Below are 19,728 nucleotides of genomic sequence, written 5' to 3'. Positions count from 1 at the left end.
CGTCAACCGCACAGTGCGGCGCGGTTCAGGTCGACGCCATCGTGCCGCGCGCTATAAGGCGCGCCATGGACACGACCCACCGCCGCTTCCCTCTGTTTCGAGCCGTCCTGCTGCTGGCGGCGCTACTGCTGCCGGGGACGGCGCTCCACGCCGAACAGGTTGCGCCGACGTCCGAAGCCGGCGCCGCTGCAAGGAATACCGACGGCACCTCCGCCGTCACGATCGAGGAATCAGTCGATCCGGCGGCTCCAACCCCATCCGCCGCGCATCCCGCCCTATGGAAGGTCGCCGACGCGGACACGACGATCTGGCTCTTCGGGACTGTCCATATCCTGCCGCCCGATATCGACTGGTTCAACGGCCCGGTCGCAGAGGCGTTCGACCACTCCGATCAACTGGTCACCGAAATCATCGATCCGGGCCCGGCCAGGATGTCCGCGCTGATCACCGAGAAGGCGACCCGCCTCCCCGGCTCCACACTTCGCGATACGCTCGAGCCCGAGGACCGGGCCGAATACGAGGCCGCGCTCACGGACCTTGCCGTGCCGGTGACGGCCTTCGATCGCTTCGAGGCCTGGTACGCGGCGGTCGGGCTTTCGACCCTGCCGTTGATGCAGCTGGGCTATGCGACCGACAACGGCGTCGAAAAGGCGCTCGTCGCGCGTGGGGACAAGCGTGCCATGGCGCACATCGGGCTGGAAACGCCCGACTACCAGATCGGCCTCTTCGACACGCTGCCCGAGCCCACCCAGGAGCGCTATCTCGCCAGCGTGCTCGACCAGTTGCCGACGATCAAAACCGATCTCGCGGCGATGGTCGATTCCTGGAAGAAGGGCGATGCCGACGAGCTTGCGGCTCTGATCAACGATGCCGAATCCGACGCCGAACTCCTCGAAATCCTGCTGATCCGGCGCAACCGGGCCTGGGCGGGCTGGATCGGGAAGAGGCTCGAACAGCCGGGGACGGTGTTCATCGCGGTCGGCGCCGGGCACCTCGCCGGGGTCGGAAGCGTGCAGGACCAGCTCGCCGCTACTGGCATCGAGGCGAAGCGGGTCCAATAGTGCTGTGCCCGGCGCTGCGGACACTGCGGATCGTGCTTGGCCCGATCCTGCTGCTGGTCCTGGCGCAATGCGCCCCCGCCTCGCGCGAGGCCGACCCCGCTCTGTGGCGGGTCGAGGGCCGGAACGGCGAAGTGGCCTGGCTGTTCGGTACGATCCATGCCGCCGACGGACCGATGAAATGGAAAACCCCCGACGTCGCCCGAGCCCTGGCGGCGTCGGACGAGATCGTCGTCGAAGTCGCCGACATGGACCCGAAGCGCCTGACCGCGCAGTTCGATGCGCTCTCGCACACAGCCAACTTGCCGCCGCTGCTGGAACGGGTGCCACCGTCCGACCGAAAGGCTTTGGCCACCCGGCTCGATGACCTCGGGCTCGAGCACGACGCCTTCGCCGATGTCGAGACGTGGGCAGCCGCGATGACGCTCGCGCGCGCGGCGGCCAGCAATGCCGACCCGTCTTATGGCATCGATCGCGCGGTCATCGCCGCTGCCGGGAATCGCCCGGTGCGCGAGCTCGAAGGCGCGGACGCGCAATTGCGGATCTTCGATGCACTGCCCGAAGAGGAACAGCGCGATTTGCTTCGTGCCATTCTCGTCGACCCGGATGCCGGCGAGCGCGCGCTACCGGATAGCTGGGCGCGCGGCGACATGGAGGCGATCGTGCGCGAGACCAAACGCGGGCTGCTGGCCGATCCGGAATTGCGGGCCGCGCTGTTCACCGGACGCAACAAGCGCTGGGTCGATAAAATCGTCGCGCGCCTGGGCGCGGGGCATCGCCCTTTCGTCGCGGTGGGGGCTGCGCATCTCGCCGGGCCAGAGGGACTTCCCGCGCTGCTCGCGGCAGCAGGGTATCGCGTGATCCGCGTGCGCTAGCCGCTTCGCGCACCCGTTCTGCTTGCGTTTCGCCCGGATTGCCGCTAACGGGCGCCGCTTCCCGCCATGGTCATCCCTGGAGGCGCGGCGGGCAAGTATTCTCATCCAGAAGTTTCGAAAGGTAGAGATCATGAGCGATTCGCTGACCCTGCCGGCCGAGACGCGCGAGCGGGCAGGCAAGGGAGCCTCCCGTGCACTGCGTCGTGAAGGCCGCGTCCCCGCCGTCGTCTATGGCGGCAAGGAAGACCCCCTTGCCATCCATGTCGAAGCCAAGGAGCTGATGCGTCAGCTCGGCACCGGCCACTTCATGAACTCGATCGTCATGGTCGATGTCGGTGGCAAGAAGGTGCGCACGCTTCCCAAGGACGTCGCGTTCCACCCGGTCAGCGATCGCCCGCTGCACGTCGACTTCATGCGCCTCGCCAAGGATGCGACGGTGCAGGTCAACGTGCCCGTGATCTTCGCCAACGAGGACGCCTCGCCGGGCCTCAAGCGTGGCGGCGTGCTCAACGTCGTGCGCCACGAGCTCGATCTCGTGTGCGATGCGGACAAGATCCCCGACGAGATCGCGATCGACGTCACCGGCCTCGATGTCGGCGATTCGATCCACATCAGCCACGTCAAGCTGCCGGCCGGTTCGGAAAGCGCGATCACCGATCGCGACTTCACGATCGCGACGATCGTCGCCCCGTCGGCGCTCAAGAAGGCCGAAGGCGCCGAGCGCGCCGAAGGTGAGACGGAGGTCACCGAGCAGGTCGAGGATTAATCGGAAGGCGGCCCCGCCAAAACGCGGGGCCGCCTTCCCTTCCATCACATGCAAATCTGGGTCGGCCTCGGCAATCCCGGTCCGCAATATGCGATGCACCGGCACAACGTGGGCTTCATGGCGCTCGACACGATCGCCGCGGTCCATGGCTTCGGCCCTGTTCAGAAGAAGTTTCTCGGCTGGGTCCAGGAAGGCCGTATCCCTTCGGGCGGCGGCGGCGACAAGGTCCTGCTCCTGAAGCCCGCCACCTTCATGAACGAAAGCGGCCGCGCCGTGGGCGAGGCCTTGCGGTTCTACAAGCTCGACCCCGGCGCCCTCACCGTCTTTCACGACGAGCTCGACCTCGCCCCCTTCAAGGTCAAGGTGAAGCAGGGCGGCGGCATTGCCGGCCACAACGGCCTGCGCTCCATCGACAAGCATCTGGGCCCCGATTTCCGCCGCGTGCGGCTCGGTATCGGCCACCCCGGCCACAAGGACCGCGTCACCGGTCACGTGCTCGGCAACTTCGCCAAAGCCGAGACCGACGATCTGGCTGACATGCTCGGCGCGATTGCGGCGGAAGCCGATCGCCTGGCCCTTGGCGAAGACGCGCGTTTCATGAGCGATGTGGCGCTGCGTCAGCAGGGTTGAGCCCACCTGGCGGAATCTTGGTAAAAACGTCGGTAGGAATTACACCTTCCGGCTTCCCGCATGACCATTAACCATCGAAACTCCCGGGAATCCTCATCTGGCACGGCGTTTGCGTCACAAGTCGTGAACCATTCCAGTAAGGGGGAATTCCTAATGACACGCAAGCTTGCACTCACCGCCGCCTCGGCCAGCGCCGCCCTGATGATGAGCGTTACTCCGGCTCATGCCACGTGGTGGAGCGGCTGGCACACGCACTACTGCGATTGCGGCCACAGCGCCGGCAGCAAGTCGTGCGGCTCCTCGAGCTCGTCGGGCAGCTCGACCACCACGACGACCTCGGGTGGCTCGACCACGACCTCGGGCAGCTCGACCACGACCTCGGGCGGTTCGACCACGAGCGGTGGCTCTTCCACGAGCGGCAGCTCGACGACCACCACGACCTCGGGCGGTTCGACTTCGGGCGGCTCGACCTCGGGCGGCACGCCGGTTCCCGAGCCGGGCATGCTCGGCATGATGGGCCTCGGCTTCATCGGCCTCGCGGTTGCCCGCCGCCGCCGCGCGCGCCGCTAAGCGCCGAAGCCCGTTCGGTTTCGATAATGGCCGTCGCCGGCGATCAGCCGGCGGCGGCTTTCCGATTCCACGGCGCGGCGGGATCGTGAAGCCGCGCGGACAATCCCGCCGCGGCCGGATCGCCCACCGCCTTGGCCGCTTTGCTCGCCACGTCCAGCAGCTGCGGATTGGCATCGGGGCGTTCGGCAACGGGGCGCAGTGTATCCCAGGCGCCCTCGGCATCGCCGGTCGCCAGTTGCGCCTCGCCCAGCAGCATGCGCGGATAAGGATTCTGCGGGCGCATCAGCACCGCGCGGCTCAGCAGAACGCGCGCCTGCTCGGGGTGACCGAGCCGCAGCAGCGCCTCGCCATAGCTCATGCCCAGCGCCGACGCGGGTTCGAGCGTGCTTTCCCGGCCTTGCAGCGCCTCGCGAATCTCCTTCCACTTGCCCTGCTCCGACAGAAGCTGGACGCGTAGCGCAAACAGCCGCTCGTCGTTGGGCGCGATGGCCTCGGCCTTGTCGAGCACGGCCTGCGCCTGTTTGACCTTCCCCTTCTCGTCCAGCAGTGCGGCAAGAACGATCATCGGCTCCGCCCGGTTGGGGAAGTCTTTCATCACGCCGGCGAAGGCCCGGATCGCCGCATTGGTCTGCCCTTGCGCATCGGCGAGGTCACCTTCCAGCACGCGGGTCGCATAAGCCTTGGGCGCGAACTCGCGCATGCGCTGGTAGATGCGCGCCGCCCCCTCGGTATCGCCTTGCGTGAGCCGCGCGCGCGCATAGGCGGTCGCCAGTCGCACGTCCTTGCCTTCGGCAAGCCCCGCTTCGAAGATCGCCGTCGCTTCGTTCTGGCGGCCAAGCTGGCGCAGCGCCTCTGCGCGAACGAAGCGCGTGTCTGCGCCGCCGTCTTTCCCGACCAGCGCCAAAGCGCGTTGCGGCTCGCCTTCCAGCAGCGCCAGTTCGGCCCGCAGGCGCGCAACCTCGGGCGCTTCGAGCCCGCCGCGTTCAACCCGGTCGATCGTACGAGCAGCCCCATCCGCATCGCCGGAACGCAACTGGCTGTCAGCCAGCAGGCGCAGCATCGCGACATCGTCGGGCGCCGCGCGCAGTCCAGTGGTCGCCGCGTTCGCGGCCGCGACGTAGTCCCCTTGCGCGAAGCTGTCGCGCGCGCTGGCGAAATCGGCTTGCGGATCGTCCTGACAGCCGGCCAGCAAGGCCAGCGGCAGCAACAGAATAGCGAGGCGCGTTCGAAGTTTCATGGTCGCTGCCATACCCCCGGCGGGGTGAAAATTCAGTGAAACGCTGAAGATCCCACTGGCGGGAAACCGCAAAACTGGCCAAGCCGGCGCCTGCCCGCTAAGGGCGCCGCTCAAGGTTTTCACCGGAGGAATACATGGGTTTTCGTTGCGGGATCGTCGGCCTGCCCAACGTCGGCAAGTCGACACTGTTCAACGCCCTGACCGAGACGCAGGCGGCGCAGGCCGCCAACTACCCGTTCTGCACGATCGAGCCGAACGTCGGGCAAGTCGGCGTTCCCGATCCGCGGCTCGACAAGCTGGCCGAAATCGCCAAGTCGGGCAAGATCATCCCCACTCAGCTGGCTTTCGTCGACATCGCCGGTCTGGTGCGCGGCGCCTCCAAGGGCGAGGGCCTGGGCAACCAGTTCCTCGGCAACATCCGCGAAGTCGATGCGATCATCCACGTGCTGCGCTGCTTCGAGAACGACGACATCCAGCACGTCGACAACCGCGTCGACCCGATCGCCGATGCCGAGACGGTCGAGACCGAACTGCTGTTGTCGGATCTGGAAAGCCTCGAAAAGCGCGTTCCCGCCGCCGCGAAGAAAGCCACCAGCGGCGACAAGGAAGCCAAGATTACGGCCAGCGTGCTGGGCCAGGCGCTCGACCTGCTGCGCAACGGCAAGCCCGCGCGCCTGACCGAGCCCAAGGACGAGGAAGAAGCGCGCATCTTCCGCCAAGCCCAGCTGCTGACCGCCAAGCCGGTGCTCTATGTCTGCAACGTCGAGGAAGATGCGGCAGCCGAGGGCAATGCCTTTTCGGCGCGCGTGTTCGAGAAAGCGGCGGCCGAGGGCGCCAGCGCCGTGATCGTCTCGGCCGCGATCGAAGCCGAACTGACCGGCATGGACGCCGAAGACCGGCTCGCCTTCCTCGAGGAAATGGGGCTGTCGGAAACCGGCCTCGCGCGCATCATCCGTGCCGGCTACGAGCTGCTCGATCTGCTGACGTTCTTCACCGTCGGCCCCAAGGAAGCGCGGGCATGGACGGTGCACCGCGGTGCCAAGGCTCCCGAAGCCGCAGGTGAGATCCACTCCGACATGGAACGCGGCTTCATTCGCGCCGAAACCATCGCCTTCGACGACTATGTCGCGCTGGGCGGCGAGTCCGGCGCCAAGGATGCCGGGAAACTGCGCCAGGAAGGCAAGGACTACACCGTTCACGACGGTGACGTTCTCCACTTCAAGTTCAACGTCTGAGCAAAATTGGGCCCATTCGGGCACAAGGTGCGTTTTCGCGTGTTGGTCTTTCCAACAGGAGGAACGCCCGATGGTAGACAAGTCCGAGAAATTCAACTGGCTGGTACGTGTCGGCTACTTCAGTCGGGCGATCATGTACGCTGTGCTCGGCCTTATCGCATTGACCAGCGCGCAGCAGATCGCGCAAGGCACAAGCGGCATCTTCCAGGCGATCGAGAATTACCCGGCGGGCACCGCGATCCTGTGGATCATGGTCGTGGGCCTCACCGCCTACGCTCTCTTCCGCTTCTGCTCGCCGCTGTTCGACATCGAGAACAATGGGTCGGATGCCAAGGGCTGGGGCAAGCGCATCGGGCACCTCGGAAGCGGCATCGGCCACCTGGCGCTGGCTTACTCCGCCTACAAGTTCGCGAGCAGTGACGCGGGCGATTCGTCATCCTCGCAAGGGGGCGGCGCGCAGGAAGCCGCCGCTGGCGTGCTCTCGGTCGACTTCGGCGGCGTCGTCATCGGCTTGCTGGGTATCGCATTCGGCGTGACTGCGATCTTCCAGGCGAAGAAGGCCATCACCGGCGATTTCATGAACCGCATCAGCAGCCGCGCGCCCAGCGCGACCCGCTGGCTGGGCGGAGCCGGCTTCCTCGCCCGCGCCGTCGTTTACGCGGTCATCGCCTTGTCGCTGATCAAGGCCGGTTTCGCTTCGGGCGGAAGCGATCAGATCAAGACGCTGGGTGATGCCGTGGCCTCGCTTGCCGGCGAAGGTTTCGTGTTCACGCTGACCGCGATCGGACTGCTGCTCTTCGGTTTGTTCAGCCTCGTTCTTGCAAGGTACCGGATCATTCCCGATCTCGGTGACAACGGCCGCGTTCCCGCTTTCCGGGCCTGAACGCGCGAAAGGAATAGTCATGCGGAACCCAGTGCAGAGAAAAGCCAGCGTGTATCGAATGGTGATGGACAAGCACGTCTGTCCCTACGGGCTCAAATCCCTGCACCTGCTCCGCAAACACAACTACGAGGTGGAAGACCACTGGCTGACGACCCGCGCGGAGACCGACGCCTTCAAGCAAGAGCATGACGTCAAGACGACTCCACAGACGTTCATCGGGGACGAGCGGGTCGGCGGCTATACCGATCTACGAGCGTGGTTCGGCAACCCCCTGCCCGATCCCGACGCCACCAGCTACAAGCCGGTGCTCGCCGTCTTCGCCACGGCGGCGGGCGCGGCGCTGGCCGTCAGCTTCGCGGCGTTCGGCACGCCGTTCACGCTGCGCACGGCGGAATGGTTCGTCTCGATCACGATGATGCTGCTGGCGATGCTCAAGCTGCAGGATGTCGAGAGCTTCTCGACGATGTTCCTGGGCTACGACCTCCTGGCACGCCGCTATGTGCCCTACGCCAAGGTCTACCCGTTCGCCGAATGGCTCGCGGGAGCCCTGATGACGGCGCAGGCCCTGCCGTGGCTGTCGATCCCGATCGCGGGGTTCATCGGTACGGTCGGCGCGATCTCGGTCTTCTACGCGGTCTATATCCAGAAGCGCGAGCTCAAGTGCGCCTGCGTCGGTGGAGGAAGCAACGTGCCGTTGGGTTTCGTTTCGCTGACCGAGAACCTGTTCATGGTCGGCATGGCCCTTTGGATGCTCGCCAGAGCCATCTGACGGGCAAGCGGCGCGCGGGGGGCCACCGTGTTCCGAAGCGGACCCGCTAGAACTTGGTATCCGCCTTGTAGTCGCCCCAGGCAGAGTAGATATCCAGCGCTGCAAAGACGATGGGTATCCCGAATTTCCCGGCTGCGGCCATGCGACTGCCCGTCTGAATCATGGCCCGGCCTTCCTGCCGGACCACCGCGGCGCTGGCGTTGCGCACCGTCTTGCTGCCATGCGCCATATTGCGAGCCTGGAGCGCCTGCTTGGTGGATTGGACCGAACCCGACACGGACTGAATCGCCGCGTTGCCGTTGTCGATCAGCTTCAGACCTTCCTCGGTCAGCTTCTCGGCCCCCTTGCCGACACCGAACTTGCCCGCTTCCTTGACGCCGTCGATCGCGACCGCCTTGGCCCCCCGCGCCTGATTCCAGTTCTTCGCGACCGAACAGGCCATGCTGGTACCGGCCCCGATCCCGACCGCGAGCAGTGCGGCAGAGCCTGTCAGGACGATACCGGCCGGGACGCTGAGAACGGCGAGCGAGCTTTGCGAGACGAACTTGATCGCCGCCCATTGACTGATCGCGCGTTCGGACGTCCGGATCGCTTCCTGATTGTCGCGCTGGGCTTGGGCGAAGTCCGTCTGGATATCCCGCCAGGCCTTGTCGCGGATGCGTTCGCACTGGGTGAGGTAGGTTTCCAGCCCGATGAAGCCCTGCAACGAAAGCGCGCGCATGGCGTACTTCCAACGCTCGCCATAATTGAAATTGGCTTGCTTCTTGATTGCGTTGACGTGCGGCTGATCCACCGTCACCGCTCCCGGCCCTACCTTCCAGTATCCATACAAACCGGGAAGAACATTGTAATCCTGCCAGCGGATCTTCCTGAGTTGCTGATAAGCCGTCGCGAGCGCGACGGATCGCAAGGTCTTGTCGATGGAATCGAACTTCACGATGGTCGCTGTCGGTGCAGTCATCTTAGCCCCCATGCATTCGCCATCGGGCCGTGACATCTAAGGTTCGTCAGCCCGCTGTTGCTTCGATCCCCGCAGCGGCGAATGTTATACTTTACGCTTTTAAGGTCAATCGGCTTACCGAGCCGGGGTTACGAACGAACCCTAAGCTAACCAGGCGGCGGTTGCTCAGGTGCCGCAGGTCACTTGCCCGGACTTGTCGTAGGCCACCCGTTCTTGCGAATCATGGATGACGAGGCGGCTTGGCCAGCTCCGCTCGTCTCCGCCCTCCCCTGCCTGCGCCACGAGTTCGACCCAGCTGTTGAGCCCGATGTAGATCGAGTGTGCGCCACCCGGCAATTCGGCGCTGCCGCCCTTGGCGGACACCGGCTGGAGTTCACCGTCGATCTTGAGATAGCCGCGCTCACGTTGGGCGACGAAGATCGGGGCGGATTCGCCTTCGATCCGGAACTTGCAGCCCCGTCCCAGATCGTAGCGCGCCATGTCGTCGGCATTGAATTCCTGCGGCAGGATCGGGTTGGGCTCGACGCGGTTCATGCGTTCGACCATGGCGACGTCGCGCGCGGCCTCGGCGGGGCTGACCGTACCCTCGTCGGAAGGCTCGTCCGCACTGTCGCCGCAACCGGCCAGAAGGAATGTGGCCACTGCCAGCGCCGCCATGGTTCTTCGCATCATTTCCGTCCGAAAAGCTTCTCGATATCCTCGTGCGCGAGTTTAACCCACGTGGGGCGGCCATGGTTGCATTGGCCCGAACGCGGCGTGCGCTCCATTTCGCGCAGCAGCGCGTTCATTTCGGCGACGGACAGCACGCGGCCGGCGCGCACCGAGCCGTGGCAGGCCATCGTCGCCAGCACCAAGTCGAGCTTTTCGCCCAGCAGCAGTGCGTCGCCGTGGCGCGCGAGATCGTCGGCGATGTCGCGCACGAGCGCGGCGACATTGGCCTTCGCCAGCGCGGCGGGAATGGCGCGGACCAGAAGCGCGCTCGGTCCGAAGCGTTCGAGTGCAAGCCCGAGCCGCGCGAGATCCTCGAACTTGGCTTCGATCCGGTCGCAATCGACTTCCTCCAGCTCGACGACCTCGGGCAGCAGCATCGCTTGCGAGCGCGCCATGGCATCGCCCGCGCCTGCGGCCCTGAGGCGTTCGAGCACGAGCCGCTCGTGCGCGGCATGCTGGTCGACGATGACGAGACCGTCCTCGGCTTCGGCGACGATGTAGGTCTCGGCCACTTGCCCGCGCGCGACGCCGAGCGGAAAGGCGCGGGCTTCGTCCTTCGCAGGATCAGCCGGTTCGGCTCGCGCGGCGGGCGGCGCCATGACTTCGCTCTCGTAACTACGCCACGCGGCCCCCGCCTCGCGGACGCCCGGAGCAGCAACGGAATGCTGGCGCGCGAACAGCGATTGCAGGGAGGATGGCGGCGGCGCTGCTTCGGCGATCGGCTCCGACTGCCAGTTCGCCATCGCTCCGGCCGCCGGCGCCTGCGCGCTGCGCTGGCCCGCGCCTTCCATCGCATGCCGCAATGCGCCGACCAGAAACCCGCGCACGAAAGCGGGATCGCGGAAGCGGACCTCGGTCTTGGCGGGATGGACGTTGATGTCGACGTCTTCGGGCGGGATATCGAGGAACAGCGCCAGCACTGCGTGACGATCGCGTGCCAGCATGTCGGCATAGGCCCCGCGCACCGCGCCGACCAGCAGCCGGTCCTTCACCGGCCGCCCGTTGACGAACAAATACTGGTGATCGGCAACGCCTCGATTGAAGGTCGGCAGCCCGGCGACGCCGGTGAGCCGCGATCCGGCCCGCTCCGCCTCGATCACGACGCCATCCTCGGCGAGCTCTCGCGCCACGAGGCGAGCGACTCGCGCCGCCAGCGCTTCGCCGGGCTGCACCGCGATCGTGCGGCGGCCATCGTGCTCCAGAGTGAAGCCAATGCTCGGACGCGCCATCGCCAGGCGGCGCACGACGTCTTGGCAAGCGGCGTATTCGGAGCGCGGCGTGCGCAGGAACTTGCGCCGCGCCGGGACTTGCCCGAACAGGTTCTCGACCCGAATGCGCGTTCCGGGCGGCAGTGCGGCGGGGCCGTCGTTCGTGAGCCGGGAATGGTCGACCACGCGGCGCCAGCCCTCCGCGGCGCTGTTCGGCCGGCTTTCGATGGTGAGCCGCGCGACGCTCGCGATCGACGGCAGCGCTTCGCCCCGAAAGCCCAGCGTCGCGACTTGCTCGATCGCTCCGTGGGAAAGCTTGGAGGTCGCGTGTCGTTCGAGCGCCAGCGCGATGTCGTCGGGCGCCATCCCGCAGCCGTCGTCGGTCACTTCGATCAGATCGAGCCCACCCGAGGCGAGCTTCACGTCGATCACGGTCGCGCCGGCATCGATGGCATTCTCGACCAGTTCCTTCAGCGCGGAAGCCGGGCGCTCGACCACTTCGCCCGCCGCAATGCGATTGACGAGATCGTCGGGAAGACGGCGGATTTCGGACATCGGGATCGATCCAGCTAATACTACGGCCCCGGACCACGGTTGGGGGCGTGGGCCGGGGCCGAGGACCCACGACCCGGACATTAGCGACGAATCGCCGCGTATTCGAGATGGAGTCCGAATTTAACCCCAGCCAAAACTGCACAAAATTTTGGCGTTTGTTTCGAGCCTACGCTAAGGAGCCGCCTTCCACGCTCGCCTGCGGGTCGAATCTCGCTGCGGTCTCCGGCGCAAACACTCGAAAAGTTTACGGAATTCTGATGGCCTCGATGATGTCGCGATTCTTCAAATTCGGTTCCCAGAACATGGCGATCGATCTCGGTACGGCCAATACGCTGGTCTACGTCCAGGATCGCGGCATCGTGCTGAACGAGCCCTCGGTGGTGGCGATCGAGACGCTGCACGGCATCAAGAAGGTCAAGGCCGTCGGCGACGACGCCAAGATGATGATGGGCAAGACGCCGGACAACATCGAGGCGATTCGTCCCTTGCGCGACGGCGTCATCGCCGACATCGAAATCGCCGAAGAGATGATCAAGCATTTCATCCGCAAGGTGCACGGCAAGCGTTCGATGTTCCGCTATCCCGAGATCGTGATCTGCGTGCCCTCGGGCTCTACCTCGGTCGAGCGTCGCGCGATTCGCGATGCGGCCAGCAACGCCGGCGCCAGCCAGGTCTATCTGATCCTCGAACCGATGGCTGCCGCGATCGGTGCCGACATGCCCGTTACCGAGCCGGTCGGCTCGATGGTGGTCGATATTGGCGGCGGCACCACCGAAGTCGCGGTGCTTTCGCTGCGCGGCCTCGCTTACACGACGTCGGTCCGCGTCGGCGGTGACAAGATGGACGAAGCGATCGTCTCCTACGTGCGCCGCCACCACAACCTGCTGATCGGCGATGCCACGGCAGAGCGGATCAAGAAGGACTACGGCATCGCCATGATTCCCGAAGACGGGGTCGGCGAAACCATCCAGATCAAGGGTCGCGACCTCGTCAACGGCGTACCCAAGGAAATCTCGATCAGCCAGGCGAACGTCGCCGAAGCGCTGTCCGAACCGATCGGCGCGATCATCGAAGGCGTGCGCATCGCGCTGGAAAACACCGCGCCCGAACTCGCCGCCGACATCGTCGATCAGGGTATCGTCCTCACCGGCGGTGGCGCGATGATCCAGGGGCTCGACGTCTACCTGCGCGAAGAGACCGGGCTTCCGGTCAGCGTTGCCGAAGATCCGCTCTCCTGCGTCGCGCTCGGCACAGGCCGGGCCATGGAAGATCCGATCTATCGCGGCGTGTTGATGACCGCCTGAGGCTCGCCGCCTCGGATCGCAAACATAGCGGGGGGAGGCTCCCTGCGATGGAGGAGAAGCAGAGCGCATGGCGCCGCCTCTGAACCGGCGCTCCGGCCACTCGCGCAGGGCGCAGTACAGTTCGTTCTTCAACTACGCTGCCGGCGTGGCCGGCGCGCTGCTGGGCGTGGTCTTGCTGATCGTCTCGATCTTCGGTCCGACAGTGTTCTCCGGGCCACGCGCGATCGCTGCAGACGTGGTCTCACCCGTGGGCGGCGGCGCGGCGCGCACGCGGGCAGCGGGGCAAGACATCTTTTCCACCATCTCCGGCTATTTCAAAGCCGGTGCGAGCCATGCCCGGCTCGAGCGCGAGCTGGCCGTAGCCAAAGTGCGGCTCGCCGAAGCCGCCGCCGTGCGCGAGGAGAACGCCCGGCTGAAAGGGCTGCTGGGGATCGCGCGTAGCGATCCGCCCGCCGTCGCGGTGACTCGCATGACCAGTTCGACCGCGGCCAGCACCCGCCGTTTCGCCACGATCGGCGCGGGACGCACCAGCGGTGTCGAAAAAGGCATGCCGGTGCGCTCGACGATGGGCCTCGTCGGTCGCGTGCTCGAAGCCGGCATCACCAGTTCGCGCGTGCTGCTCGTCACCGACACCGAAAGCCTAGTCCCGGTCCGCCGCGCGCGCGATGGCATTCCCGCCTTCGCGCAAGGCCTTGGCGACGGCACGATCCGCATCCGGCTCATCAATCTCGGGATCAATCCGCTGAAGAAGGGCGACATTCTCGTCACGTCGGGATCGGGCGGGCTCTATCGACCGGGCGTCCCCATCGCGATGATCACCACCCTGCTGCGCGACGGCGGCATCGCCCGCGTGCTGGGCGATCCGTCGCACGCGGACTTCGTGGTCGTCGAACAATCCTGGGCGCCCGAACCGCCCGTCGTCCCGGAAAACAGGGACGAGCCGACGAGCATCGAAGCCGAGGACACTCAGGACGAGGCCCCGACGCCGTGAAATTTCCCGGTTTCGTGAAAGTCGATCAGGCGGGCCGCAAGCGGATCAACCGCGTGCCGTCGCCCTTTCTCGCCCGGGGACTTCCCTGGGCGAGCGTGATGATCAGCTCGATCCTGCCCGGTATGCTGCTGATCGCCTCCGCGCCGATCATGCCACCGCTCGGGTTTCTGGCCTTCGTCGCCTGGCGGCAGTTGCGCCCTGGGCTGATGCCGGTCTGGGCCGGCTTGCCGCTGGGCTTCTTCGACGATCTCTTTTCAGGGCAGCCGGTCGGTTCGGCGGTTCTGCTGTGGTCGCTGGCGGCGATCGTGCTGGACGAAATCGAAGATCGCTTGCCTTGGCGCAACTTTCTCACCGAATGGTTGGTGGCCATAGGCCTGATCGTCGCCTATATTGTGCTCAGCCTCTTCATCGCCAATATCGCCGGCGCTTCGACGCCGCTTCATGTCATCGTGCCGCAGATCGTCATTTCGCTCCTTTGCTATCCTTTTGTCGGCCGCGTCGTGGCGCTCGCTGACCGCTTTCGCCTGATCCCCTTCCGGGAAATTCGATGAAGTGGTTCAAACCGCGCCATGTCAGCATGGCGACGCTGCGCAACAGTTTCGACCGGCGCAGCCTGGTCTTCGGATCGCTGCAGGCCGGTGTCGGCGTGTTGCTCGCGGGTCGGCTCGGCTATCTGTCGGTCACGCAGAACGAAAAGTACCAGCTCGAGGCGGAAAGCAACCGCGTGAATCTTTCGCTGATCCCGCCGCGCCGCGGCTGGATCCTCGATCGCAACGGCGCCCCGCTCGCTTCGAACCGCGCCGATTTCCGGGTCGATGCGATCCCCGAGCGGATGACCGATCCGCTCGCGACGGTGGCCGAACTGGGCAAGCTGCTCGAACTCTCCGAAGTCGAGATCCGCGACTTGCTCGACAAGATCGAAAAGTCGCGCGGCTTCGCGCCGATCGAAGTCGCGACGGGTCTTGATTGGGACCGCTTCGCCGCCGTCAGCGTGCGCTTGCCGGATTTGCCTGGCGTCGTGACGCAGCGCGGCTTCTCTCGTTACTACCCGACCGGGTGCACCGTCGGCCATCTCGTCGGCTACGTCGGCACCGCATCTGCCGAGGACTACGAAAAAGAGCGCAACCCGCTGCTGGTGACTCCCGGCTACAAGATCGGCAAGGACGCGATCGAAAGAGTGTTCGAGCACCGCCTGCGCGGCAAGCCCGGTGCGCGCCGCGTCGAGGTGACCGCCAGTGGGCGCATCGTCCGCGATCTCGAAACCCGCGAGGACGATCCTGGCGCCCCGGTCAAGTTGACCATCAACGGTCCGTTGCAGGACTATGCCTCGCGCCGTCTCGGCCCCGAATCGGGCGCCGTGGTGGTAATGGACTGCACCAACGGCGACATCCTCACGATGGCCTCGATGCCGTGCTTCGATCCGAACAGTTTTTCCGATGGCATCGGCCGGCTCGAATGGAAGATGCTCGCCGACGACGATCACGTGCCCTTGCGCAACAAGGTGCTGCGCGGGCTCTATCCACCGGGATCGACCGTAAAGCCCATGGTCGCGCTTGCTTTCCGCGAAGCCGGGCTCGACCCGGACGCTTCGGTGTTCTGCGGTGGCGGGCTTCGGGTCGGCAACCGCGTGTTCCACTGCTGGAACCGGCGCGGACACGGCCAGGTCAACATGGCCAAGGGCATTTACCAGAGCTGCGACGTCTACTTCTACCACTTCGCCCAGAAGATCGGCATGGACAAGATCGCCGAGATGGCCAAGCACCTCGGCCTGCAGCAGGAGTTCGATCTGCCGGTCGTCGGCCAGTCCTACGGCACCGTGCCCGATCCTGCGTGGAAACTGCGCAAGTACGGCAAGGAATGGGCCGACTACGACACGGTGAACGCCACGATCGGCCAAGGCTACATGCTGGTCAATCCGCTGCAGCAGGCGGTCATGGCCTCGCGGATCGCCAGTGGCCGCAAGCTGATGCCGCGCCTGATCTACACCGGCAAGCCGCAGAATGCGCCCTCGCTCGGCATTCCGCAGGACCACCTCGACTACATCCACCAGGCCATGTCCGATGTGATCAATGGCCCCGGCACCGCCGGGCGCGCTCGTCTGCCGATCGAAGATGTGAAGATGGCCGGCAAGACCGGCACCGCGCAAGTCGTCGGGCTCAATATCTCGAGCGGCAAGGGCGGGCCGTGGAAGTACCGCGACCACGGCCACTTCATCTGCTTCGCCCCGTTCGACAAGCCCAAGTACGCTTGCGCGGTGGTGGTCGAGCATGGTGGCGGTTCGGGTGCCGCCTATCCGATCGCGCGTGACGTGATGACGTTCCTGTTCGACCCGCACAAGGCGCTCGAAATGCTGCATGGCTTCGAGGAAGGCTGGGGCGGCACGGCGCAGGAGCGGCTCGACAAGCGCTATGCCGCTTATGCCGCCGAATATGGCGGCAATGCGCCCGCCGTGTCAGCCGAAGAGGAAAAGGAAAAGGTGCGCGAGGCCGAAGAGTCGCCCGCGGACGATCAGCCGATCGTCAATTCCGCGCAGTCGCCGCGTCCCGAGCCGACGGCGCCCGCCCCCGCCGCGACGCCGACGACCAGTGGGGCCCCGGCGCCCACCGCTTCCGCGAACGCACCCTTCATCCCTCTCCAGCCCCCTGCCGGAACCGGCCAGTGAGAAGCCGCCAGTTCGTTCCCGAAGCGATCGGGCGCCAGCCTTGGCAAGTCCTGATTCCGCTGCTGGGCCTCGTCTCGCTGGGCGCCGCGGTGCTCTATTCGGCCGCGGGTGGCCATCTGCAGCCTTACGCGGCCTCGCACGTCTACCGGTTCCTGGTGTTCCTGGTCATGGCGATCGTCATGTCGCGGATCCCGCGCGAATGGTATCGCGAGCTGGCCTATCCGGCTTATGGCGCGATCTGCGTTCTGCTCGTGCTGGTCGAGCTGATCGGCGGCATGGGCGGGGGCAGCCAACGCTGGCTCAACCTCGGCTTCATGACGCTCCAGCCCTCAGAACTGATGAAGCCCGGCATCATCCTGGTGCTCGCGCGCTTCTACGAGACGCTGCCCGCGCCGATGACCGCGAGCTGGCGCGGACTGGTGCCGGCGGGCTTGCTGATCGCCTTGCCGGCCGGTCTCGTCATTCTCCAGCCCGATCTGGGCACCGCACTGGCGATCTGTTTCGGCGGCGCCGTGATCATGTTCCTGGCGGGACTGCCGCTGATCTGGTTCCTCGGCGCGGGCGCGGCTGGGGTGGTGCTCGCTCCGGTCGCCTTCTTCGCCTTCCTGCATGATTACCAGCGCAAGCGCGTCCTGACCTTTCTCGATCCCGAGAACGATCCGCTGGGCACCGGCTACCACATCACCCAGTCCAAGATCGCGATCGGATCGGGCGGACTGTTCGGCAAGGGCTTCGGCAATGGCTCGCAAAGCCATCTCGATTATCTGCCGGAAGCGCATACCGACTTCGTCTTCGCCACCATGGCGGAAGAGTGGGGCATGATGGGCGGCCTGTTCGTGCTGTTCGTCTTCGCGCTGGTGCTGAGTTGGGGACTGCGCGTGGCGCTGCGAACGCCCGATCGCTTCTCCTCGCTGCTGGCCGCCGGCATGACCGCGACGATCTTCTTCTACGTCGCGATCAACCTAATGATGGTGATGGGCCTCGCTCCCGTGGTGGGCATCCCCCTGCCCTTCATGAGTCACGGCGGCTCCTCGATGATGACCAACATGATCTGCCTGGGCGCGATCATGGCCGTCAATCGCTGGTACCAGGCCCCCAAACGCCTCGGCTGAAACGCGCGCGAAATTAGCGCTTCACATCGCAGCGCCTATCGCTATACGGACCCCTCCCGGGGCGAATCGCCCCGGCCGCGGGCCCGCAAGGGCAACGCTCCGGTGGACGCATAGCTCAGTTGGTAGAGCAGCTGACTCTTAATCAGCGGGTCCTAGGTTCGAGCCCTAGTGCGTCCACCAAATTTCCCATATTTTACAGTTAGTTAGATCGCCCAATCGTTTCGCGGAGGATGGGCGTTACCGCTCTAGGTAGCTCTCTAGGTAGCAGGCGTTCCGTTTTGCGTCTGGCAGGAGAATCGCTAGTGCGGCTGCAGGCCGCCTTGTTCGACGGGATAGAAGTTGGGAATGATGAACCCCTCGGGTCAGGCAACGTAGCTGCACCCGACTCGTCATCTGTGTAATCACTGCGCTATGATGCAGGATGCCGCCACCGCAACACCCGCCCGCCACCTGCCGTTGGCATTTGGCGGTGGAGCGGTGATCGGATCACTCGGAGGTCTGATCGGTCTGGGCGGCGCGGAGTTCCGCTTGCCGCTCCTGATTGGCCCCTTCCGGTTCGCAGCGCTTGAGGCGGTCATCCTCAACAAGGCCATGAGCCTCATCGTCGTCGCAGCAGCGCTCATTTTCCGTTCTAGAACCGTGCCGTTCGACGCTGTCGCCGCGCACTGGCCGATCATTCTCAACTTGCTCGTCGGCAGCCTCGTCGGTGCCTGGTTCGGCGCCGGATGGGCGGTGCGAGCAAAGTCCAAGACGCTCTACAAGGTTATTGCTGTGTTGCTGGTGGTCATCGCTGCCGTGCTGCTCTTCGGCCACGGCTCCAACGCAGGCCAGCCACTCTTGACCGGGACCGTTCAACTTTTCGCCGGCATTGTCGCCGGATTTGCTATCGGTGTGGTCGCGTCCCTGCTGGGCGTAGCGGGCGGCGAACTGCTGATTCCGACGCTCGTGCTGCTGTTCGGCGCCGACATAAAGCTGGCCGGCAGCCTTTCGCTCGCGGTGAGCCTGCCGACCATGCTTGTCGGTTTCACTCGCTACAGCCGCGACCAGAGTTTCGCCGTGCTCGGCCGCAATCGGACGTTCCTGCTCGTGATGGCGCTCGGCTCGATCTGCGGAACCTTCGTCGGCGGACTGCTGCTGGGGATTGTTCCGGCATTTGTGCTGCTGCCGGCGCTGGCCGTCATCCTCATTATCTCAGCCATTAAGGTCTGGCGGCACACATGACCGCCGACCTTCGCGGCAAGGCTTTACGAACAATCCCGGCGCTGCGCCGTGGCCGGCACTTCTTTATCGAAATCACGACAGAGCGCGGATTAAGGAAGACCTTTCAAAAAAGCCCGGATCTCCGGCGCGAAGGCAGCTGCGTAATCTTGACTGTTCGTAAGTTGGCCGGACATACCGATCGCGGCCATTCGGCCTTGCGGCATGGTAGCGACGGCTTCCTTTGCTACCCGAGCCGGATGTCGCCAGTCGATGCCGGGAAAAATTAGCGCGGGCACGTCGATCTGCGCGAGTTCCGCAACACTCCGAAAAGCGCGATCGCGACCAATAGCCGCGGCAGCGGCAATGCTGTCGGGACTCGACCGTGGGATCGCCTCCCTCACCATGGAGCCGATCACGGGCGCCAGATTCTTCAGAATCGGCTGCCAGGCCGCTTCAAGTCCACTTTTACGTACGCGGCACGCAAAATCCTCCATAAACTTGATTTCAGCCGCTTTTGCCGCGTCGTCTTCGATGTCCTCCATACTCATGACCACGAGCGCTGCTATTCGCCCTGGGTGCTCAATAGCTGCGCGCAGAGCGATGGTTCCGCCGAGGCCGGCTCCCCCGACTATCGCCGTGTCGATTTCCAAATGATCCAACAGCGAGGCTACGTCGTGCGCGTACTGCGACCATCGGTGGAGATCAGGGATCTTGCATATGGAACGTCCATAGCCACGAATATCGGGAGTGATGACCCGCGCCAAATCGCTGAGCTGCCCTGCGAGCGGCAAGAGACTTTGATGATCTGGTCCACCCCCGTGAAAGAGGACAATTGACGCGCTATCGGCCTTGCCGGTCGCATCGATCACGCGCGCGAAAAGCGAGCAGCCATCCCGCCCGCGATAAATATGCTCCCGGTCCATGCCTACACCTTAGGTACAGTGGTTGGATATCGCCTGGCCGTCCGTCCGACGGGACGCCCCTGGGTCGCTATTCCGACG

General features: G+C 65.3%; 20 protein-coding genes and 1 tRNA gene. 15 read left to right on the top strand and 6 right to left on the bottom strand.

Annotation, left to right across the window (positions count from 1 at the left end):
• Window positions 1-65: 65 nt before the first annotated feature.
• The 4 genes from GQO94_RS00225 to pth all read left to right on the top strand — a co-directional run bounded on the left by GQO94_RS00225 (window position 66) and on the right by pth (window position 3,329).
• Window positions 66-1,061: a TraB/GumN family protein gene (locus GQO94_RS00225; RefSeq protein WP_198045726.1), complete on the top strand. Its 996-nt coding sequence runs from the start codon at window positions 66-68 to the stop codon at window positions 1,059-1,061.
• Entirely contained in the window at window positions 1,061-1,933 is an 873-nt protein-coding gene (locus tag GQO94_RS00220) for a TraB/GumN family protein (protein WP_232332691.1), read from the top strand. The genes GQO94_RS00225 and GQO94_RS00220 overlap by 1 nt, the downstream gene beginning before the upstream one ends.
• Window positions 1,934-2,063: 130 nt before the next feature.
• Window positions 2,064-2,699, top strand: coding sequence for a 50S ribosomal protein L25/general stress protein Ctc (locus tag GQO94_RS00215; RefSeq protein WP_156839138.1), 636 nt, complete (start codon window positions 2,064-2,066; stop codon window positions 2,697-2,699).
• A gap of 48 nt (window positions 2,700-2,747) precedes the next feature.
• Window positions 2,748-3,329 (top strand): aminoacyl-tRNA hydrolase, encoded by a 582-nt coding sequence (gene pth / locus GQO94_RS00210; RefSeq protein ID WP_156839137.1) that lies wholly within the window; start codon window positions 2,748-2,750, stop codon window positions 3,327-3,329.
• A gap of 254 nt (window positions 3,330-3,583) precedes the next feature.
• Here the strand turns inward: pth and GQO94_RS20920 are convergent, their stop codons facing one another.
• Window positions 3,584-3,859, bottom strand: a complete 276-nt coding sequence (locus GQO94_RS20920; RefSeq protein ID WP_232332723.1) for a hypothetical protein — start codon at window positions 3,857-3,859, stop codon at window positions 3,584-3,586.
• On the opposite strand from GQO94_RS20920, the gene GQO94_RS20915 reads away from it, so the two are divergent.
• Window positions 3,831-3,899: a hypothetical protein gene (locus GQO94_RS20915; RefSeq protein ID WP_332310812.1), complete on the top strand. Its 69-nt coding sequence runs from the start codon at window positions 3,831-3,833 to the stop codon at window positions 3,897-3,899. The genes GQO94_RS20920 and GQO94_RS20915 overlap by 29 nt on opposite strands.
• Window positions 3,900-3,942: 43 nt before the next feature.
• Here the strand turns inward: GQO94_RS20915 and GQO94_RS00200 are convergent, their stop codons facing one another.
• The gene (locus tag GQO94_RS00200; RefSeq protein WP_198045725.1) at window positions 3,943-5,136 is read right to left on the bottom strand and encodes a tetratricopeptide repeat protein; all 1,194 of its coding nucleotides are present in this window, start codon (window positions 5,134-5,136) and stop codon (window positions 3,943-3,945) included.
• Between the two features lie 134 nt (window positions 5,137-5,270).
• Here GQO94_RS00200 and ychF point away from each other — a divergent pair, with 134 nt between their 5' ends.
• From ychF to GQO94_RS00185, 3 genes are all read left to right on the top strand, one after another.
• Window positions 5,271-6,371, top strand: a complete 1,101-nt coding sequence (gene ychF / locus GQO94_RS00195; RefSeq protein WP_156839134.1) for a redox-regulated ATPase YchF — start codon at window positions 5,271-5,273, stop codon at window positions 6,369-6,371.
• A 70-nt stretch (window positions 6,372-6,441) separates the two neighbouring features.
• Window positions 6,442-7,254 (top strand): DUF1206 domain-containing protein, encoded by an 813-nt coding sequence (locus tag GQO94_RS00190; protein ID WP_156839133.1) that lies wholly within the window; start codon window positions 6,442-6,444, stop codon window positions 7,252-7,254.
• A gap of 19 nt (window positions 7,255-7,273) precedes the next feature.
• Window positions 7,274-8,023 carry a glutaredoxin family protein gene (locus tag GQO94_RS00185; protein WP_156839132.1) on the top strand — a complete coding sequence of 250 codons (750 nt, stop codon included), beginning with the start codon at window positions 7,274-7,276 and terminating at the stop codon, window positions 8,021-8,023.
• Between the two features lie 46 nt (window positions 8,024-8,069).
• On the opposite strand, the gene GQO94_RS00180 is transcribed toward GQO94_RS00185, so the two are convergent.
• From GQO94_RS00180 to mutL, 3 genes are all read right to left on the bottom strand, one after another.
• On the bottom strand, window positions 8,070-8,984 hold the full coding sequence (locus tag GQO94_RS00180; protein ID WP_156839131.1) for a hypothetical protein: 915 nt from the start codon (window positions 8,982-8,984) through the stop codon (window positions 8,070-8,072).
• A 165-nt stretch (window positions 8,985-9,149) separates the two neighbouring features.
• The gene (locus GQO94_RS00175) at window positions 9,150-9,656 is read right to left on the bottom strand and encodes a DUF6692 family protein (protein WP_156839130.1); all 507 of its coding nucleotides are present in this window, start codon (window positions 9,654-9,656) and stop codon (window positions 9,150-9,152) included.
• Window positions 9,653-11,458, bottom strand: coding sequence for a DNA mismatch repair endonuclease MutL (mutL, locus tag GQO94_RS00170; RefSeq protein ID WP_156839129.1), 1,806 nt, complete (start codon window positions 11,456-11,458; stop codon window positions 9,653-9,655). Before mutL ends, GQO94_RS00175 begins: the two co-directional genes overlap by 4 nt.
• Before the next feature lie 257 nt (window positions 11,459-11,715).
• On the opposite strand from mutL, the gene GQO94_RS00165 reads away from it, so the two are divergent.
• From GQO94_RS00165 to GQO94_RS00135, 7 genes are all read left to right on the top strand, one after another.
• The gene (locus tag GQO94_RS00165; protein ID WP_156839128.1) at window positions 11,716-12,762 is read left to right on the top strand and encodes a rod shape-determining protein; all 1,047 of its coding nucleotides are present in this window, start codon (window positions 11,716-11,718) and stop codon (window positions 12,760-12,762) included.
• 67 nt (window positions 12,763-12,829) lie between these two features.
• Window positions 12,830-13,753: a rod shape-determining protein MreC gene (gene mreC, locus GQO94_RS00160; RefSeq protein ID WP_156839127.1), complete on the top strand. Its 924-nt coding sequence runs from the start codon at window positions 12,830-12,832 to the stop codon at window positions 13,751-13,753.
• A 14-nt stretch (window positions 13,754-13,767) separates the two neighbouring features.
• Window positions 13,768-14,304: a rod shape-determining protein MreD gene (gene mreD / locus GQO94_RS00155; protein WP_332310811.1), complete on the top strand. Its 537-nt coding sequence runs from the start codon at window positions 13,768-13,770 to the stop codon at window positions 14,302-14,304.
• The gene (gene mrdA, locus GQO94_RS00150) at window positions 14,301-16,415 is read left to right on the top strand and encodes a penicillin-binding protein 2 (protein WP_156839126.1); all 2,115 of its coding nucleotides are present in this window, start codon (window positions 14,301-14,303) and stop codon (window positions 16,413-16,415) included. Before mreD ends, mrdA begins: the two co-directional genes overlap by 4 nt.
• Window positions 16,412-17,527: a rod shape-determining protein RodA gene (gene rodA, locus GQO94_RS00145; protein WP_156839125.1), complete on the top strand. Its 1,116-nt coding sequence runs from the start codon at window positions 16,412-16,414 to the stop codon at window positions 17,525-17,527. The genes mrdA and rodA overlap by 4 nt, the downstream gene beginning before the upstream one ends.
• 104 nt (window positions 17,528-17,631) lie before the next feature.
• Window positions 17,632-17,707: transfer RNA gene (locus GQO94_RS00140), tRNA-Lys, on the top strand.
• Window positions 17,708-17,938: 231 nt separating this feature from the next.
• Window positions 17,939-18,748: a sulfite exporter TauE/SafE family protein gene (locus tag GQO94_RS00135; protein WP_232332689.1), complete on the top strand. Its 810-nt coding sequence runs from the start codon at window positions 17,939-17,941 to the stop codon at window positions 18,746-18,748.
• A gap of 89 nt (window positions 18,749-18,837) precedes the next feature.
• Here the strand turns inward: GQO94_RS00135 and GQO94_RS00130 are convergent, their stop codons facing one another.
• Window positions 18,838-19,650, bottom strand: a complete 813-nt coding sequence (locus GQO94_RS00130; RefSeq protein WP_156839124.1) for an alpha/beta fold hydrolase — start codon at window positions 19,648-19,650, stop codon at window positions 18,838-18,840.
• Window positions 19,651-19,728: the final 78 nt, after the last annotated feature.

The sequence above is a fragment of the Novosphingobium aquimarinum genome (assembly GCF_009746585.1).
GTDB classification, from domain to species: domain Bacteria; phylum Pseudomonadota; class Alphaproteobacteria; order Sphingomonadales; family Sphingomonadaceae; genus Novosphingobium; species Novosphingobium aquimarinum.
Note: the sequence above shows the minus strand (reverse complement) of the source record. Positions and strands in the feature narration are given on the sequence as shown.

Bases quoted from the DNA above. Each gene is read 5' to 3' on its own strand.
- GQO94_RS00225 (WP_198045726.1), top strand. From the start codon at position 66: ATGGACACGACCCACCGCCGCTTCCCTCTGTTTCGAGCCGTCCTGCTG.
- GQO94_RS00215 (WP_156839138.1), top strand. From the start codon at position 2,064: ATGAGCGATTCGCTGACCCTGCCGGCCGAGACGCGCGAGCGGGCAGGC.
- pth (WP_156839137.1), top strand. From the start codon at position 2,748: ATGCAAATCTGGGTCGGCCTCGGCAATCCCGGTCCGCAATATGCGATG.
- GQO94_RS20920 (WP_232332723.1), bottom strand. From the start codon at position 3,859: ATGAAGCCGAGGCCCATCATGCCGAGCATGCCCGGCTCGGGAACCGGC.
- GQO94_RS00200 (WP_198045725.1), bottom strand. From the start codon at position 5,136: ATGAAACTTCGAACGCGCCTCGCTATTCTGTTGCTGCCGCTGGCCTTG.
- ychF (WP_156839134.1), top strand. From the start codon at position 5,271: ATGGGTTTTCGTTGCGGGATCGTCGGCCTGCCCAACGTCGGCAAGTCG.
- GQO94_RS00190 (WP_156839133.1), top strand. From the start codon at position 6,442: ATGGTAGACAAGTCCGAGAAATTCAACTGGCTGGTACGTGTCGGCTAC.
- GQO94_RS00185 (WP_156839132.1), top strand. From the start codon at position 7,274: ATGCGGAACCCAGTGCAGAGAAAAGCCAGCGTGTATCGAATGGTGATG.
- GQO94_RS00180 (WP_156839131.1), bottom strand. From the start codon at position 8,984: ATGACTGCACCGACAGCGACCATCGTGAAGTTCGATTCCATCGACAAG.
- GQO94_RS00175 (WP_156839130.1), bottom strand. From the start codon at position 9,656: ATGATGCGAAGAACCATGGCGGCGCTGGCAGTGGCCACATTCCTTCTG.
- mutL (WP_156839129.1), bottom strand. From the start codon at position 11,458: ATGTCCGAAATCCGCCGTCTTCCCGACGATCTCGTCAATCGCATTGCG.
- GQO94_RS00165 (WP_156839128.1), top strand. From the start codon at position 11,716: ATGGCCTCGATGATGTCGCGATTCTTCAAATTCGGTTCCCAGAACATG.
- mreC (WP_156839127.1), top strand. From the start codon at position 12,830: ATGGCGCCGCCTCTGAACCGGCGCTCCGGCCACTCGCGCAGGGCGCAG.
- mrdA (WP_156839126.1), top strand. From the start codon at position 14,301: ATGAAGTGGTTCAAACCGCGCCATGTCAGCATGGCGACGCTGCGCAAC.
- GQO94_RS00135 (WP_232332689.1), top strand. From the start codon at position 17,939: ATGATGCAGGATGCCGCCACCGCAACACCCGCCCGCCACCTGCCGTTG.
- GQO94_RS00130 (WP_156839124.1), bottom strand. From the start codon at position 19,650: ATGGACCGGGAGCATATTTATCGCGGGCGGGATGGCTGCTCGCTTTTC.